At 52.0% G+C, this 16,808-nt stretch carries 16 protein-coding genes; 4 read left to right on the forward strand and 12 right to left on the reverse strand.

Annotation, left to right across the window (positions count from 1 at the left end; translation table 11 throughout):
• The first annotated feature begins 97 nt into the window (after positions 1–97).
• The 4 genes from PsAD13_RS18670 to PsAD13_RS18685 all read left to right on the forward strand — a co-directional run bounded on the left by PsAD13_RS18670 (position 98) and on the right by PsAD13_RS18685 (position 3,921).
• The gene (locus PsAD13_RS18670; RefSeq protein ID WP_057464446.1) at positions 98–535 is read left to right on the forward strand and encodes an outer membrane protein assembly factor BamE; all 438 of its coding nucleotides are present in this window, start codon (positions 98–100) and stop codon (positions 533–535) included.
• A 359-nt stretch (positions 536–894) separates the two neighbouring features.
• Positions 895–1,803 (forward strand): DUF417 family protein, encoded by a 909-nt coding sequence (locus tag PsAD13_RS18675; protein ID WP_063305410.1) that lies wholly within the window; start codon positions 895–897, stop codon positions 1,801–1,803.
• Between the two features lie 150 nt (positions 1,804–1,953).
• Positions 1,954–2,373, forward strand: a complete 420-nt coding sequence (locus PsAD13_RS18680; RefSeq protein WP_063319109.1) for a thioesterase family protein — start codon at positions 1,954–1,956, stop codon at positions 2,371–2,373.
• 267 nt (positions 2,374–2,640) lie between these two features.
• The gene (locus PsAD13_RS18685; protein WP_063319110.1) at positions 2,641–3,921 is read left to right on the forward strand and encodes a carbohydrate porin; all 1,281 of its coding nucleotides are present in this window, start codon (positions 2,641–2,643) and stop codon (positions 3,919–3,921) included.
• Between the two features lie 90 nt (positions 3,922–4,011).
• Here the strand turns inward: PsAD13_RS18685 and PsAD13_RS18690 are convergent, their stop codons facing one another.
• From PsAD13_RS18690 to PsAD13_RS18745, 12 genes are all read right to left on the reverse strand, one after another.
• Entirely contained in the window at positions 4,012–6,141 is a 2,130-nt protein-coding gene (locus PsAD13_RS18690) for a sodium-translocating pyrophosphatase (RefSeq protein ID WP_057464301.1), read from the reverse strand.
• 180 nt (positions 6,142–6,321) lie between these two features.
• A complete protein-coding gene (locus PsAD13_RS18695) occupies positions 6,322–7,539 on the reverse strand; it encodes an MFS transporter (protein WP_063319111.1) in 1,218 nt (405 codons plus the stop codon).
• 409 nt (positions 7,540–7,948) lie between these two features.
• The gene (thiL, locus tag PsAD13_RS18700; RefSeq protein ID WP_063319112.1) at positions 7,949–8,968 is read right to left on the reverse strand and encodes a thiamine-phosphate kinase; all 1,020 of its coding nucleotides are present in this window, start codon (positions 8,966–8,968) and stop codon (positions 7,949–7,951) included.
• A 3-nt stretch (positions 8,969–8,971) separates the two neighbouring features.
• The gene (nusB, locus tag PsAD13_RS18705; protein WP_057464298.1) at positions 8,972–9,463 is read right to left on the reverse strand and encodes a transcription antitermination factor NusB; all 492 of its coding nucleotides are present in this window, start codon (positions 9,461–9,463) and stop codon (positions 8,972–8,974) included.
• Between the two features lie 8 nt (positions 9,464–9,471).
• Positions 9,472–9,921: a 6,7-dimethyl-8-ribityllumazine synthase gene (gene ribH / locus PsAD13_RS18710; protein WP_057464297.1), complete on the reverse strand. Its 450-nt coding sequence runs from the start codon at positions 9,919–9,921 to the stop codon at positions 9,472–9,474.
• A 156-nt stretch (positions 9,922–10,077) separates the two neighbouring features.
• Positions 10,078–10,701 (reverse strand): riboflavin synthase, encoded by a 624-nt coding sequence (locus tag PsAD13_RS18715; RefSeq protein ID WP_063319113.1) that lies wholly within the window; start codon positions 10,699–10,701, stop codon positions 10,078–10,080.
• On the reverse strand, positions 10,702–11,847 hold the full coding sequence (ribD, locus tag PsAD13_RS18720) for a bifunctional diaminohydroxyphosphoribosylaminopyrimidine deaminase/5-amino-6-(5-phosphoribosylamino)uracil reductase RibD (RefSeq protein WP_063289381.1): 1,146 nt from the start codon (positions 11,845–11,847) through the stop codon (positions 10,702–10,704). It lies immediately after the preceding gene.
• Between the two features lie 94 nt (positions 11,848–11,941).
• Entirely contained in the window at positions 11,942–12,427 is a 486-nt protein-coding gene (nrdR, locus tag PsAD13_RS18725) for a transcriptional regulator NrdR (protein ID WP_057464295.1), read from the reverse strand.
• A gap of 68 nt (positions 12,428–12,495) precedes the next feature.
• Positions 12,496–13,809: a serine hydroxymethyltransferase gene (gene glyA / locus PsAD13_RS18730; protein WP_057464294.1), complete on the reverse strand. Its 1,314-nt coding sequence runs from the start codon at positions 13,807–13,809 to the stop codon at positions 12,496–12,498.
• A 183-nt stretch (positions 13,810–13,992) separates the two neighbouring features.
• A complete protein-coding gene (locus PsAD13_RS18735) occupies positions 13,993–14,178 on the reverse strand; it encodes a hypothetical protein (RefSeq protein ID WP_057464293.1) in 186 nt (61 codons plus the stop codon).
• 159 nt (positions 14,179–14,337) lie between these two features.
• Positions 14,338–15,684 carry a L,D-transpeptidase family protein gene (locus PsAD13_RS18740; protein WP_063307730.1) on the reverse strand — a complete coding sequence of 449 codons (1,347 nt, stop codon included), beginning with the start codon at positions 15,682–15,684 and terminating at the stop codon, positions 14,338–14,340.
• A 504-nt stretch (positions 15,685–16,188) separates the two neighbouring features.
• The gene (locus PsAD13_RS18745; protein ID WP_057464291.1) at positions 16,189–16,701 is read right to left on the reverse strand and encodes a winged helix DNA-binding protein; all 513 of its coding nucleotides are present in this window, start codon (positions 16,699–16,701) and stop codon (positions 16,189–16,191) included.
• Positions 16,702–16,808: the final 107 nt, after the last annotated feature.

Consider the following 16,808-nt stretch of genomic DNA (forward strand, 5'->3'; position numbering starts at 1 on the left):
GTGTGACTGCCACGAGGATGGCATAAGCACAAGTCTGAATCTAAACCGCTTGCTTGCTGCATTTTGCTGCAATTTGCAAGCCAACAGGATGTTTGGAATGATTGCATTCGCACGCCGTACTGTGTTCCTCGCTTTTTTGAGCCTGCCACTTGCCGGCTGCTTCACCCAGACACTGACACATGGCCAGGTTGTTTCACCTGATTCAATTCAAGATGTTCAAGTCGGTTCCAGCCGTGAGCAGGTAGAACTTCTCCTTGGTAGCCCGTCCACCACATCTAATCTGGACGGTGAAGCTTACTATTATATCTCGCAAAAGAGCGAAACAGTGGCATTCTGGTCTCCGTCAATCGTCGACCAACGTGTTGTCGCTGTTTACTTTGATAAAGATGGTTATGTGAAGTCCGTTGCTGACTACGGCATTGAAGACGGAAAAGTCTTTGATTACCTCGGCAGAAAAACACGCACCGGCGGTGCTGATTATGGTCTCCTGACGCAGATCCTGCGTGGAGCTGCAAATCCATCAATCGGTCTCTAAGACCCGCCCATGACGAGTTTAAAAAACGGCGCCTGTTTTTCAGGCGCCGTTTTTTTTTGCGCTTAAAGCCAACAGGCCAGGCTGCTCTATCCCATTCATATCGAGAATGCTGCCAAATCCTAAGCTTCACGCTTAAAATCACGCCGGTGTTATTGGAGGTTTGCTACATGTGATCCTGTATTGAGGAGTTATACGCATTCTGGCCGTCTTCTTCCGTGGTTTCTTCAAGGCATTAGAGCGCGTTCCTTTTGATTGGAAACAGTCAAACGACAAGAATTCGCTCCACCAAGGATGTTAGATCGCGATGCGTGAATGCAAATAAATGCGACGTGCTCTAACGACAAACGCGAAGTAAAATCATGACGCACTCCTCTACTGCCCTCAAAAAAATTACAGATCTGCGCCCCTCAGATCACGCTCTTTTTATCTATCTCACACTTGTCACAGCAACCTACTTGATCTGGGTTGGCCTGCTCAAGCTGACAGGTCCGGAACATCAGCAAATCGAGTTCTGGCTCGGCAACAGCCCCATATTCAGTGGAGTGGTTCAAGCACTCGGCGTGCCTCTCACCGGCGTTCTGATGGCTCTTTTTGAAGTCCCGGCAGGCATTCTGGTTCTGCTTGGCCTGAAAGATCGCCGCCTTGGCATTCTTGGCTGCCTGATGGCCATGCTGATCTTCGCTCTGAACTTCCTTTACCTGTTCACAAACCCTGTGTGGATGGATGCCCTCGGAGGTTTCCCGATTATCGGCTCCGGTCAGAACCTCCTGAAGTACCTCTCCATGTTTGCAATCCCGGCGTACATCCTCGGGCATCACATGCACACAGCTGGCAAGGAGCAGACCGCAGGCTCTCTCAAAAAGCTGGCTGTGTTCGCAAGCTTCGCTGGCATCGCACTGGTCATGGGCTGGATCGGCGCTATGAAGTTTTATGAGTTTGAGGCACAAGGCATTGTCCGCCTGATGCAGTCCAACGTCCTCTTCAGCTGGACCTATCAGGTCTGGGATGTTCAGGGCGCCTCCAACTTCATCGGTATCGTAGAGTGGGTCTTCCTGCTGCTGCTGCTCTGCCTGCCATTCAATCGCTTCCTTGGCGGTCTGGGTGTCCTCGGCATCGCTGCTACAGCACTCGGCACCCTCACCTTCATGTTCTCCGTACCGGGCTGGGATGCAGATTCATTCTTCCCTCTCCTCAACCGTACAGGCATCTTCGTGCTGAAAGACCAGTTCCTGCTCGCCGCCGCCATCATCCTTTGGCGCAATTACTGAGCAGTACATAGACAGCAATGATAGGAAAGCCGGTGTTCCATAAGGAGCACCGGCTTTTTCACGTTCACCTGAAGGTATCCGACAGTCGTAATGACCTGCAGCACTCTTCCCAATAGGCTGGTCAGGATTGCGATTGTATTGGAAACAAAGATGTTTGAGACATATCGCGGGATTGTTTACCCGCAGCAGGAAGATCACATGGGCCATATGAATGTGGCCTGGTACACCTCCAAATTTGATGAAGCAACATGGCACATGCTCGCCCACATTGGCATCACCCCAGCCTATATCCGCGAGAGCAACAAGGGCATGGCTGCACTGGAGATCACATACAAGTATCTGGCGGAGGTCTCCGCAGGTGACTTGCTTGTCGTACGCTCTGAAATTAAAGAAATGCGCGACAAAACCATTCTCTTCAAACACACCATGTTTGACTCAATCACCGACACACCTGTTGCAACCATGCAGGCCGTCGGTGTCCATATGGATCGCGAAGCCCGAAAGTCCTGCCCTTTCCCCGCGCATGCAAGAGAACGCTATGAGGCCCTGCAGCCGGAGCCAGCAGCCTGATCAGGCACCTCAAAATTACTTAGCAAGTTTCAGATAGAAGCCGCCGCAAGTACAACAGACTATAGTAATCCTGTAAGTGAATCTGAGTAGGACATGCAGCACTGCTGCATACCAGATTGATGCGGGCAAATTCTTGAATGAGTGCGGGCGTTTTTCGCAAAAGGATGGGTTCCATCAAAGTGTTGGAGCATGCGGCGTAAACAAGAGTGCGCGCTGCATAATCCTGAGTTTCTCTGTTTGCCTGAGTCAGTCTAGGGGAACCAGCTTTTGCGAGCGCTTAAGGTACCTGCGATAAAAAAACGCATATCGCCAGTTCTACAGTTTCTAGCGGTTGTCGGCATAGCGCTGACAGCCAGCACGGAACTTCGCGCGCAAGTGGGCAACTGGCCATTAGCCTGGGCGCAATGGCACAACGAAACACGCGACTGGGGCGGTATCCGCACCAACCTTTCTGACGAGGGTCTTGATCTAGGTGTGCTCTACACCCAGGACGTTGCCGCAAATCCCGTTGGCGGCCTAAACCAGAGCGCAACTTATGGCGCGCGGCTGGAAGGCATGGCCATGCTGGACTTTGAGAAGATCTTCGGCATCAAAGGCAGCAGCCTGCACTACATCATGTATCAAGGTCTGGGACAGGGCCTGTCACAGGAGGTCATTGGCAACGACTTTGGCGTCACCCAAATTTTCTCAAGCGACATCCTCGCCATCGCCAACTTCAGTCTGGAGCAAAACCTGCTCAACGATCAGCTGTACCTCTCCGCCGGTCGCCTCGCTGTAGGCGACATCTTCGCAAGAGACGATACCTTCGCGTACTATCTCAACGGAGCCCTCAACAGCACCCCTGGTCAGCTGCTCATCAACCAGCCCACTTTCACCACCTACCCCTTCAACATATGGGGTCTGGCAGGCAACTATACCTTCCCCGGCAATCAATACGTCAGCCTCGGCGTCTATGACGCGTCCGTGGATGATCTGAACAACGCCGAAAACGGCTTCAACTTCCGCTTTGCGCCCAAAGGCAGCGTGCTGATGGTTGGGCAAGTTGGCGTTAATCCGGGGAAAGATGACACAAGCAAGTATCTCCCCGGCCACTATCAGCTGGGCGCCTTCTACAACACTGGCAGAGTGGATGTTCTGGGCACCACCACCACGCAAACCCGTGAAGGCAACTGGGGCGCCTATGCCATCGCACGGCAAATGATCTATCAGGAAAAGGACCTGCAAGGTCTGAGCCTCTGGGGCCTTGTTACAATCGCGCCACAACAAGCCATCAACACCCAACCTCTCGGCATCAGCGGCGGTTTGTTCTACCAAGGCCTGATCCCCAACAGAGACAATGACGTTACTGCCGGAGCCTTCATTCTTGGGTATTTCAGTGATCACCTGCCCGGCCAGTCCTATGAGCTCGTATTCGAAGCCACCCATCGCTACCAGTTCGCCGACTGGTCCTATCTCTCACTGGACTTTCAATACGTGGTCAATCCCGCCGGAAACGACGACATCCCGGACGCCTGGGTCTTTGGCACCGAGTTCTCAGTGAAATTCTGACCTCCGCTAACGCCCCCAGACACAAGAACAGCAAAAAGCCCGGCCATCTCCCAGGTCGGGCTTTTTAGTTTCAAATCAGATCAGAGCAAACTAGTGCGCCAGCACTGCCAGAAGCAGAAGAGCCACGATGTTTGTGATCTTGATCATTGGGTTCACAGCTGGACCAGCAGTGTCCTTGTAAGGATCACCAACAGTATCACCTGTAACCGCAGCTTTATGAGCCTCAGAGCCCTTACCACCGTAATGACCGTCTTCAATGTACTTCTTGGCGTTATCCCACGCACCGCCACCAGCGGTCATGGAAAGCGCAACAAACAGCCCTGTCACAATCACACCAAGCAGCATGGCGCCCAGGGATGCGAAGGCATTTGCTTTGCCGGCAATCGCTTCAATCAGGAAGTAAATGACGATTGGAGACAGCACAGGCAGCATGCTCGGAATAATCATTTCCTTGATCGCAGCCTTGGTCAGCATATCAACAGCACGGCCATAATCAGGGCGAACTTCACCCTTCATGATGCCAGGCTGTTCTTTAAACTGACGCCGAACTTCTTCAACCACAGCACCCGCTGCGCGGCCAACCGCTGTCATGGCCATACCGCCAAACAGGAATGGGAGCAGACCACCAAAGAACAGACCGACAACCACATATGGGTTAGACAGTGAGAAATCGATGGACGCCTCAGTCATCCCCTTGAAGTAAGGGAACTGCTCAGAGTTTGCCACGAAGAACTTCAGATCCTCCGTGTAAGCAGTAAACAGCACCAGAGCACCAAGACCGGCAGACCCAATCGCGTAGCCCTTGGTCACTGCCTTTGTGGTGTTACCCACTGCATCCAGCGCATCAGTCGTGTCGCGCACTTCCGCAGGCAGGTCTGCCATTTCAGCAATACCACCAGCGTTGTCCGTGACTGGACCAAACGCATCAAGCGCCACAACCATACCAGCCAGCGCCAGCATGGTTGTCACTGCAATGGCAATACCGAACAGACCAGCCAGCTGGAAAGTCACGATAATACCGGCAATGATAACCAGAGCAGGAAGCGCAGTGGATTCCATGGAGACCGCAAGACCCTGAATAACGTTGGTACCGTGACCCGTTTCAGATGCTCGGGCAATCGCCTGCACAGGACGGAAGTTGGTACCGGTGTAATATTCAGTGATCCAGATGATCAGACCTGTCACCACAAGACCGGAGACACCGCAGAAGAACAGATCCAGCGGCGTAAAGCTAACGCCATTGCTCTGCGTCAACACTGTATCCATCCCGCCGAAGACCCAGTAGGTCAGCGGATACAGGATGATCAGCGAAACAATTGCAGTGGCGATGAAGCCCTTATAGAGCGCACCCATAATGGAGTTGGACGCACCAAGGCGCACGAAGAACGTACCGATGATGGATGCCACAGAACAAACACCACAGATCAGCATCGGATACAGCATTGCAGACTGCAAATCAGCCGTACCTGCAAAGTAGATCGCTGCAAGAACCATCGTCGCAACAAGCGTCACGGCGTAGGTCTCAAACAAGTCAGCGGCCATACCTGCACAATCACCAACGTTGTCGCCAACGTTATCTGCGATTGTTGCCGGGTTACGTGGATCATCCTCAGGAATGCCAGCCTCAACCTTACCAACAAGGTCACCACCAACATCAGCACCTTTTGTAAAGATGCCGCCGCCAAGACGGGCGAAGATGGAAATCAGAGACGCACCAAACCCAAGAGCCACAAGCGCATCAATCACAGTACGTGATGTTGGATCAATGCCCATAGGTCCGGTGAGGATCAGGTAGTAAACGGCAACGCCTAAAAGAGCGAGACCGGCAACGAACATCCCGGTAATGGCGCCGGAACGGAATGCAATTGAGAGCCCTGCCCCAAGGCTCTGGCTTGCAGCTTGTGCAGTGCGAACGTTTGCCCGTACGGAGACGAGCATTCCAATAAATCCTGCGGCACCGGAAAGAACGGCACCGATAACAAATCCAATAGCTACGGTGATAGACAGCAAGTAAGCGACGATGGCGAAGATAACCACGCCAACAATTGCAACACTGGTGTACTGACGAGTGAGGTATGCTTGCGCACCCTCTTGAATGGCACCAGCGATTTCCTGCATTTTCGCAGACCCGGTGTCAGCAGCCATCACGCTGCGAATTGCCCAGATGCCGTAAACGACAGAGAGCAAACCGCACGCAATGGTAACGATAAGTTCAGTCATATTTCCTCCCCTAAGGGTACCCTGCTACTTATGTGTGTGTTCGTAGCAAAATCCGCACTGCAATTGTGTAAATTAACGAACACAGTGACGGTATATACCTGTCACTATCCGTCAAGTTGCTTTTGCGTGGTAGTGGAAGGAAACACGTATGTTGAAAGGAGAGAAACTACTTGGAATTATTCAAACTTTAACTTCCCGTTTTTCAGTAAACATCAGTGAGACAACAAGAAATAGACATAAGATAACGAACGGGAACACCATTAGGTTGACAGTTTCCCAACCAAACACGTTTAACAATTTCCCTGAGGAAAACGAGGCAGTTGCGACTAAACCAAAGACGAAGAAGTCGTTTACGGACTGGACTCTGTTTTGTTCTTCTGGTCGGTAAGTTTGTGTCAGCAACGCAGACGCTCCGACGAAAGAAAAGTTCCAGCCAAGACCAAGTAAAATCAGGGAACTCCAGAAAATCCAACGCTCTAGTCCCGTAAGGCCAACCAGCGCGCACACCGCATAAAGCAAGAATCCCGTGCCAATTACAGCTCCATGACCGAATCGGCTGATCAAACTACCCGTAATAAAACTAGGTGCAAACATGGCAATCACGTGCCACTGGATGCCAAGAGCCGCATCTGAGTTCGTCAACCCGCAAGCAACCATGGCGAGCGGAGCAGACGTCATGATCAGGTTCATGATCGCGTAACTGATCATTCCACAACCAACAGCCACAAAGAACTTTTGTTGCTTCAAAATCTCTAAAAGCGGACGTCCACGTTCATGCTTTTCCAACTTCGGTGGCAAAGGTATTTCCAAAAACGCCACAAAAAACAAACCGATAAGCATCAAAACCGCTTGCGCAAGGTAGGTTCCGACAAAAAGGAAGGGCTCAAACATGCCCTGTGTCAGAATAACGGTCTGCGGACCAACCACACCAGCAAGAATACCACCGGTCAAAACCCAGGAAATGGCCTTAGGTTTGAAAGCAGGGCTGGCCGTATCAGCAGCAGCAAAACGCGCCTGCTGGGTAAAGGCCATGACAAAACCGCTGCCGAGTGTGGAAACGCAAAGCAGCGTAAAACTACCAAGGTAGGCAGCGTAGGCAGCAACCAAGGCAAACAGCACACCAAACAGCAGCGCACCAACAAGCCCGGCACGGCGTCCAAAACTGCGCATGATCATGCCAGCAGGCAACGTCCCGATGGCTGTTCCAAGCACGAAAGCAGTAACAGGCAGTGTTGCCAGAGACTTGTCGTCAACCAACAAAACTGAAGCAAGAATAGATGTGGTTGCAAAAATGATAGGAGGAACACCACCAGCAAACGACTGGGCAAGCGCCAAAAGCAGCGCATTGCGCTTTGCCAATCCGTCATCAATCAACGGAGCCGCCAGAGTATTTGCCATAATGTAAACTTTCAAAGAAATCAGGAAGGAACCGACAGCCTAATCAATTCCACGTAATGAGCAACCACAGAGCTCACCAGATCATCTGTAACTTCGGGAGATATACGCACAACTCGATGAGAATACGTCATGCAAGGCAGCTATTGTCGATTATAACGGCAAACCCAACACAATGCGTCTTGCAATCCCTGCAACGAACATCAGGCCCCACCACAAAAGCAGTGATTTTCCAATGTGGTAGGAAATCAAACGACTTCTGGTCCGTCTTTGGCGTTTTAACGTCGTTGCAGCGGGAACTTTCCGCAACTTAACAACCAAGTAAAGCAATGAAATAACGAATGTTATAAAATAGATAGCCGACTCCATCTGAGTACCCTAGCAAAAATAAGGCTCAGGTCGAGACCACTAATCAAAAATGCTTGAACCCGTCAGCCCCGTGAAGTGCATAGGTCTCGCCATTCAGGCTCAAAGCAATCTCTTTCTTGGAAACATCAGCAGCACCCAGCACGCCAATCTGAACACAGCGCAAACCAGCTTCCTGAAGTGCCACTTCAAAAGCCACTGCATTCTCAGGCATCACGGCAGCAAGGATCTCGTAGTCATCCCCGCCCGTAATCGCTGTCTCACGGAACGCAGCATCCTTCGCAATCATTGCAGAAGCAGCGTCAGACAGCGGTACATTCTCCAGCTTCACTGAGGCCTGCACCTGCGATGTCCGGCACATATGTCCCAGATCAGCAACCAACCCGTCAGACACATCCATCGCCGCAACAGCATAATCACGAAGCGCTTGAGCAGCACCAACACGAGGCTGCGGCAGCAAATAACGGTTTAGGAGGAGATCACGCTGCCCAGCAGAAAGCTCAAGCTTATCTGCGAGTGCTTCATCCAACCGCAGCTGCAAGCCAAGTGCGGCATCACCAATGGTGCCAGTCACATAAAGCAGTGCACCAGCAACAGCCTCATTGCGCCGAACCACCTGCCCCGTTGGAACCTGACCAAACGCGGTGATGGAAAGCAGCGGGCCTTGCGGGCAGGAAATCGTGTCACCGCCAAGAAGGTCAATCTGGAACTGATCCTGAACCAGCTTCAAGCCGCGGCAAAACTCGGCAACCCACTCTTCGCTGATGTCTTTGGAAAGACCGAGACCCAGCAGATACCCCTTAGGTTCTGCGCCTTTGGCAGCCAGATCCGAAAGGTTCACACCAAGCGCTTTTTGCGCGACTTCAAAGGGAGGGTCGTTTTCAAAAAAATGAACCCCTGCCATCAGCATGTCTTTGGTTACAACCAAATCACATCCGGTGTCAGGGGCAAATACAGCAGCATCATCTTGCAGATGCACAGCACCCGCGCTGGTGGCGAGCGGCGCAAAATAGCGCTCAATAAGCGAGAACTCTCCCGGTCTGGAACTGGCAGCTCTCTCGCTCATTTTTTAGTCTTCGAATTCAGACTGACGCAGCTCGCGAGCCAGACGATTCATAATACCGTTGACCAGACGTGCCTCATCTCCATCATAGAAGGACTTCGTCACATCAATGTATTCATTGATGATAACGCGGGCCGGAACGTCTTTTTTACGCAAAAACTCAGCACAGCCAACACGAAGGATCGCACGCAAAGTGGTGTCGATACGCTTCAGTGGCCAATCTTCAGAAAGCGCTGTGTGAATGCGAGGATCAATACGCAGCTGATCCTCAAACACCGCCTGCACCAGATCACGGAACCATGCCGGATCCGCATCACGGTACTGGTCGCCATCCACTTCCTGACCAAGCCGGTAAGCTTCATACTCATTCAGCACATCATTCAAACGCGCACCAGTGATTTCCATCTGATACACAGCCTGAACAGCAGCCAATCGAGCAACCCCGCGCTTATTCGCGGGTTTCACTTCGGCGTTTTTCTTGTTGTTTTCCGTTGTCATCCTAAACCTTACACACCGAACCGGTCGCGCACGTCAATCATAGCAAGACAAGCTTCAGCAGCACCGCCGCCCTTGTTCTTTTTAGAAACGCTTGCGCGCGCCCATGCCTGATCATCATTCTCAACTGTCTGGATGCCGTTACCAACTGCAACGTTTGCATCCACAGAAAGATCCATGATCGCACGAGCCGACTCGTTAGAAACGATGTCGTAATGGGTTGTTTCACCGCGAATTACAACACCGAGCAATACAAAACCGTCATAATCTGCGTCGCCATTCTCCATTGCGGTTAACGCCATGGAAAGCGCAGCAGGAATTTCGAGCACACCTGGCACAGCCAGTCGAGAGATTTTCGCTCCTTCACGGTCCAGCACATCTGAAGCACCTTCATAAAGGGCATCAGCCAGATCTTCGTAAAACCGTGCTTCAATAACAAGAATGTGCGGAACGGCGCTCATTTAATTTCTCCTAATGCCAACCTCATCTTTTCACTGAGAAATCAGCAAAGATGGGTTAAGGCCACGGGTACGGACAGTACCCACGTATGTGCGCTCAGGAACCACGCCCCAAGCGAAATGTCCAGTTATTTCCTGCGGAAGATTTTGGCTATAAGGCTATTTTGCAATTTCTGCAAGGCTTGGAAACTCAGCAAGACGCGCAACGTACCGTGCCATCATGTCAACTTCCAGGTTTACCTCATCCCCCTGCGCTCTGTCGGACCATGTGGTCACTTCCAGAGTGTGTGGAATAAGGAAGACAGAAAACGTATTTCCTTCAGCCTCGTTCACCGTCAAAGAGGTGCCATCCAGCCCCACGGATCCCTTCTTTGGGATGAACCGCGCGAACTCTGGCGCACACTCAAATTTCAGATAAACGCTCTCAGGGTGTTCGGTTCGCTCAACAATGGTCGCCTTGCCATCCACATGCCCCAGAACCAGGTGACCACCCAGCTCAGCGCCCATGGAAAGGGAACACTCCAGATTGACCCGCTTACCCACGCTCCACTCAGCAACAGTTGTCAACGCCAGCGTTTCGGCAGCCGATTCAACCGTAAACCAGTTCTGCTCGCCATCACGACCTTTCGCGACAACAGTGTGGCAAACGCCGGAACAGGCAATGGATGCACCAATATCGATCCCGTCAGGATCGTAAACAGTACCAATTTTCGTCCGCTGACCTGCAGCAATCTGCTCCAGCTCAAGGATTGTTCCAACGTCACTAACGATGCCCGTAAACACCTAGAACCTCTCTTTTGGCGTATACCGCCACAACAGATCTTCGCCCACAGGACGCAGCATCTGCTTGTTATAACCGTCTCGCAAACTCTCCAGCCCTTCAAATCCGAAAGGCTGAATACCATCGGACCCAATCAGATTGGCTCCCTGGAAAATCAATAGCTCATCCACCAGATCTTGCTGAAGCAGACCGTGCGCAAGCTCCGCACCGCCCTCAACCATAATCTGGGAGAGACCATGCATGTAAAGCGCATCCAAAGCCTTATCAAGACATACCTTGCCATTTCTGAGGCAGTCATTGACGATAACTGTCACGCCTTCCCGCTCAAGCGCACTGACGCGATGATCCGGCGCATGTTCACCAATCACCACCCACAGGGAATTAATCTCTGCGTTTTGCACCAGTTTGGAGGAAAGCGGAATCCGGGCCTGACTATCAAACACCACCGGCTGCGGTGAGCGATGCGCCATGCCAGGCAGGCGCACAGAGAGCTCAGGATCGTCTTCTAAAACCGTACCGATGCCAACAACAATGGCATCCATCTGCGCCCGCATCGCATGCACCAGCTGCCGCGACAACGGACTGGAGATCGCCACCTGTCCGGCTCCGCGCTTGCCGATATAACCATCTTTCGACACAGCCATCTTAAGCTGAACAAAAGGACGCTCATTAAGGATACGGGAGATATGGCCTCGAACAGCCTGTCGGCAGTCCTTCTCTAAAATACCGATTAGGACGTCAACACCGCCCTCTTCAAGGATCTTTTTACCGCGACCAGCCACAGCAGGGTTGGGATCAGCGGTGCCATAAACAACGCGCGCCACGCCAGCTGCCACAAGCGCCCGCGCACACGGACCAGTCCGGCCATAATGCGCACAAGGCTCAAGGGTCACGTAAGCTGTCGCACCTTGGGCATGTTCACCGGCATCTTTGATGGCCAGCACTTCAGCGTGAGAGCCACCGGGAGGCAGAGTTGCACCCTGCCCCACAATCACAGGCCCATCACCAAAATCTTTTGTCAGGATTGCTCCAACAGGAGGGTTGGGCCACGTCCGGCCCTTTGCACGAATGCCATAGCTGATCGCCGCCGCCATAAAGCGCTCGTGCTCAACTCGTTCCTTTGCATCTAATGCTTTGTAACCAGACAAAGCCATCCCCCTGCCAGCACTACAGCGTATTTCCTAAAAGAAAAGCCCGATCCTCGGAGAAATTACGCAACACAACACTGCAAAAAGCCAGAGATTACGTCCGTGGCGGCATCATCAGCGGATCAACATCCGCATCGGAAAGCTCATCCAGCAGAGCCTCGAAGTCTTTGGCCTCGCGGAAATTCTTATAAACAGAAGCGAACCGCACATAAGCCACATCGTCAAGGGTTTTCAGCCCTTCCATGACCAAATGACCAATATCTTCCGCCACAACGTCACTTTCACCAGAGCTTTCCAACTGCCGGACAAGTCCGCTCACCATACGCTCTATACGCTCAGGCTCAACAGGACGCTTGCGGGTTGCGATCAAAACAGAGCGCATCAGCTTTTCGCGATCAAAAGGTACTCGGCGCCCGTTACGCTTGATAACGGTCAGCTCGCGCAGCTGAACACGCTCAAAGGTGGTAAAACGACCACCACAAGTCTGGCAGACCCTGCGCCGACGGATAGCTGTATTATCCTCGGTCGGGCGCGAATCCTTCACCTGGGTGTCATCACCCCCGCAATATGGACAACGCATCTCGCCTGCCTCCTTACTTAAACACTAAAGAACCGCCGAAGGGTGTCCGGCGGTTCTTCTCGTTTAAATTAGTTTTTGTAGATTGGGAACCGGGCAGTAAGGGCCAGTACCTTCTCTTTGACCCGTGCTTCCACAGCTTCGTTGTCGTCAACGGAATTTGCTTTGCGCAGACCTTCCAGAACCTCGGTAATCAGCTTACCGATTTCACGGAATTCTTCCTTACCAAACCCACGGGAAGTCCCAGCAGGTGTACCAAGGCGGATACCGGAGGTGATGGTCGGTTTCTGAGGATCAAGCGGAACACCGTTCTTGTTACAGGTGATGTTCGCACGGCCCAGAGAAATCTCTGCGTTTTTGCCAGTCAGTTCCATTGGACGCAGGTCAACCAGCATAAGGTGTGTGTCGGTACCGCCAGAAACGATATCCAGACCACCTTCAACCAGTGTCGCAGCCAGAACCTGTGCGTTTTCGACAACGTCTTTCGCGTAGGTCTTGAACTCAGGACGCAGCGCTTCACCGAAGGCAACAGCCTTACCAGCGATCACATGCATCAAAGGACCACCCTGCAGACCTGGGAAGATCGCGGAGTTGATCTTTTTCGCAATGTCAGCGTCGTTGGTCACAACCAGACCACCACGAGGACCGCGCAGGGTCTTATGGGTGGTGGATGTTGCAACATGCGCATGCGGGAACGGGCTTGGATGCTGACCACCAGCAACAAGACCTGCAAAGTGCGCCATGTCGACCCAAAGGTAAGCGCCTACTTCGTCAGCGATTGCGCGGAACGCAGCAAAATCGATCTCACGGGAGTAAGCAGAACCGCCAGCAATGATGATCTTTGGCTGGTGTTCTTTAGCAAGCTCACGCACCTCATCCATGTTGATGTGGCCAGTTTCAGTGTTCAGACCGTACTGAACAGCGTTGAACCACTTGCCGGACAAGTTCGGGCGAGCGCCGTGTGTCAGGTGACCACCTGCATCAAGGCTCATGCCGAGCAGAGTGTCGCCTGGTTTCGCCAAAGCAAGCAAAACAGACTGGTTGGCCTGAGAACCGGAATTCGCCTGCACGTTAGCAAAATCACAGCCGAACAGCTCTTTTACGCGGTCGATTGCAAGACGCTCAACGATATCGACGTATTCACAACCACCGTAGTAACGGCGACCAGGATAACCCTCGGCGTATTTGTTGGTCAGGACGGAACCCTGCGCCTCAAGCACAGCGCGAGATACAATATTTTCCGAAGCGATAAGCTCAATCTCGTTCTGCTGACGAGTAAGTTCTTTATTGATTGCCTCGAGAAGCTCTGGGTCACCAGAAGCCAGGCTACCTGTAAAAAACTCTGGGTAGAGCGGCGTCGTAATTGGATTATCCGATACGGACATAGGTGGACCTCATGACAAGGTTGGAGCAACAAACTGACGAAACGTCCCAATATCGTTTCGCATTCCCATCCCGACAAGTTGTAGCTTCGGGTCCTAGCCCATTAACATATAGGGGGTAACGAACCAAGCGTTGTTCATAGGAATTGCGCAATACTATTGCTGCCATCACCCAAAATTTATGAATTACGCATCTTGAGGTTGTAATTTGCGTTCCAGCTTACGAAGTGCCAGCTGTTTCAGATGCGACTCGCTCGCATTACGAGGCCCCACAACAAACACCTCAACACCGCTCTGAGCACAAATTGCTGTCATGCGAACAGCATTCCCAACCACACGTGTCTCAAAATAGACCTGCCCCAGCTTAGACATATGGCCCCTCGCCTTGCTTCTCTCAGATTCGTAAGTTGCCTGCCGTTTTAGCAGGTAAAACAGCGCAGCACAGGCATACCCGCCCCACATCCCCAAAAGAAAAGGGCCGCTCTGCATCTGGCAGAGACGACCCTTCAAACTTGAAACTCTTGCAAAACCTTACTGAGCAGAGGCCTGCGCCATCGGATCAGCACTCGCGGCGTAAAGCCCATCTTTGTCGTAGATGTCATCCCGGAAGTGAACCATACCATCGCTCAGCGCCCACGCAGTCACGTAGGACATGTGGAGCGGAATACGGCTCTTCATCTTCACATCCGTACGCTCACCTGAATTGATGGCTGCATCCACGCGGCTGCGGGTCCAGTCTGGTGTTGTCGACCCAAGCAACCATGTCACCAGCTCACGCACGTTCTGCACACGCACACAGCCGGAGGAATGGAAGCGATAGCCTTCACCGAACAAAGACTGCTCTGGCGTATCGTGCAGATACACTTGATGAGTATTGTTGAAGTTGATCCGGATGCTGCCCATGGAGTTGCCCTCACCCGGGTCCTGCGTAAAGCGATACTGGGTCGCTTCATCCGTATTCCAGTCAATCTCCTGCCACTGCTTTTCTTTGCCATACCAGTCATAGATATGGATGTTGTTCTTCGCCAGATACTGTGGATCCTTCTGCATCTTCGGAATCAGATCTTTCCGGATAATGCTGACAGGAACAGTCCAATACGGGTTGAAGTTCACTTCATAAATCGCAGAGCTGAGGATCGGAGACTGGCGATCCTGCTTGCCAACAACAGCAGTGTGACGGGAGCGAACACGGCCATTCTCAACAACTTCAATACGAGCTGCCGGAATATTCACGTTCACATACGTATCTGTCACATTTTCAGCCAAAGCAGAAACGCGCTCCAGATTGGTCCGCAACTGCTGCAAACGCACCTCAACAGGCACATTCATTGCAATCACGGTCGCCCGCCCTACAACACCATCCGGTGTCAGGCCATGGCGCAACTGAAAGCGGCGAACAGCTGAAACAACATAACTGTCAAAAACCTCAGAGACACCCGCATGCTGCGCCATGTCGCCTGAAACAATCAGGCGCTGTCGCAAAGCTGCAATTGCCGGTGCGCGCATACCAATGCGCAAAACTTTCTTGGTGGAGACCTCAGGCCAACCTCCATTGAGAGCGATACGCTCATAATCGAGAATCGCATCAATCATGTACTGGCTGGTCTGCTTGGAGATAATCGGAGCCACAAAATCAATCTGCTCCAGAGAAGAAACGCCCTCATCAAAGGTGTCTTCCCATTCCGTGCCCTGACCAACGATAGGCTGTGTAGGAGCAACCGGCGCCGGCTGACTGACAGCTTGCTGAATGCTGCCATTATAGGAAAGCAGGTCTGGAACCTTCACCTGCGCCTGTGCAGACATCATACCTGCAGAAAGGCCCGTACTCACAACGAGAGCCAGAGCAAACTTGCTGCGGTTTAAAAGAGGTGCCAACACGAATAGTTTCTCCTAGCAATCAGTCATTCTGTAAGATTCCATGTAACTTGGTAAACAGAGACTTAACATGGCAAATCTACATGGCATTATCTTAGCAAACTCGCAAGACTTCAGCCAAAAATCGGGGAGGAACATCTGTTGGTGAATTAAAGAAAGTGATCGATCCCCTGAACAAATCAGAGTTGACAGCTTCTAAATTTACAATGCCAACAGCACTTTTTCAGCCCGAAAAGTGAGAGCGTGTATTCCCCACTCAATGTGACCGTTTAATGGCTAATTACTCCAAGTGGGAAAAAGGTGGTTACACAGCGAGCGTTGGTTTGCACCTAGTGCAAGAAAGCAACAATCAGCCCAACTTACTCACAGATGCCTTATCTTGAGCTGGCGCACCACCCGCAGCAATCCCGCGCAAGCGTGGCCGCAAGCCGGCCCTCATAACACGCAAAAACACCGCCCCCGGTGCATGGAAGCGGTGTTTTTTGAAAGCCCTGATATCGCCGAAAATTAAAGCCGATAGAGGATTTGATCTGTCCAGAAGCGTTCCAGACGACGCAGGGACCGGTTCAGCTCTTCAAAGTTCTCGGTTGAGAGCTCACCAACCTGCTCAACAGAAAGAATATGACGACTGTAAAGGTCATCAACAATCTGAGCAATCTCGCGCCCTTTTTCCGTCAGGCTCACCCGCACAGAGCGGCGATCCATCTGGGAACGTTCGTGATTGATGTATCCGGTTTCAACGAGTTTCTTCAGATTATAAGAAACGTTGGAACCAAGATAATAACCGCGAGTACGAAGCTCGCCTGCAGTCAGCTCGGCGTCGCCAATGTTGAAAAGAAGCAGCGCCTGAACGCTGTTCACATCGGAACGACCCATCCGGTCAAACTCATCTTTAATGACGTCAAGAAGACGACGATGCAGACGCTCGATGAGCGTCAGTGCCTCGAGGTATGCAGGCTTCAGCCCTACCGTTTCTTCTTCTTGCGCCAAGACCTCAACGGCCCTGTTTGTATTGATCATCTGGTTGCGCCTCATGTCCATATTTTTCGTGCGTTCGTATTTTTATCAGCACTTGAAGCAAATTTACGCGACCGCTTCTAAGAACCGCTTAAGAGACACGATGAATT

It is taken from the genome of Pseudovibrio sp. Ad13 (assembly GCF_001623225.1).
Classification (GTDB): Bacteria; Pseudomonadota; Alphaproteobacteria; order Rhizobiales; family Stappiaceae; genus Pseudovibrio.

Excerpts from the sequence above, each read along its gene's own strand:
- PsAD13_RS18670 (WP_057464446.1), top strand. The coding sequence starts at position 98 with ATGATTGCATTCGCACGCCGTACTGTGTTCCTCGCTTTTTTGAGCCTG.
- PsAD13_RS18675 (WP_063305410.1), top strand. The coding sequence starts at position 895 with ATGACGCACTCCTCTACTGCCCTCAAAAAAATTACAGATCTGCGCCCC.
- PsAD13_RS18680 (WP_063319109.1), top strand. The coding sequence starts at position 1,954 with ATGTTTGAGACATATCGCGGGATTGTTTACCCGCAGCAGGAAGATCAC.
- PsAD13_RS18690 (WP_057464301.1), bottom strand. The coding sequence starts at position 6,141 with ATGACTGAACTTATCGTTACCATTGCGTGCGGTTTGCTCTCTGTCGTT.
- PsAD13_RS18695 (WP_063319111.1), bottom strand. The coding sequence starts at position 7,539 with ATGGCAAATACTCTGGCGGCTCCGTTGATTGATGACGGATTGGCAAAG.
- thiL (WP_063319112.1), bottom strand. The coding sequence starts at position 8,968 with ATGAGCGAGAGAGCTGCCAGTTCCAGACCGGGAGAGTTCTCGCTTATT.
- nusB (WP_057464298.1), bottom strand. The coding sequence starts at position 9,463 with ATGACAACGGAAAACAACAAGAAAAACGCCGAAGTGAAACCCGCGAAT.
- ribH (WP_057464297.1), bottom strand. The coding sequence starts at position 9,921 with ATGAGCGCCGTTCCGCACATTCTTGTTATTGAAGCACGGTTTTACGAA.
- nrdR (WP_057464295.1), bottom strand. The coding sequence starts at position 12,427 with ATGCGTTGTCCATATTGCGGGGGTGATGACACCCAGGTGAAGGATTCG.
- glyA (WP_057464294.1), bottom strand. The coding sequence starts at position 13,809 with ATGTCCGTATCGGATAATCCAATTACGACGCCGCTCTACCCAGAGTTT.
- PsAD13_RS18735 (WP_057464293.1), bottom strand. The coding sequence starts at position 14,178 with ATGTCTAAGCTGGGGCAGGTCTATTTTGAGACACGTGTGGTTGGGAAT.
- PsAD13_RS18745 (WP_057464291.1), bottom strand. The coding sequence starts at position 16,701 with ATGATCAATACAAACAGGGCCGTTGAGGTCTTGGCGCAAGAAGAAGAA.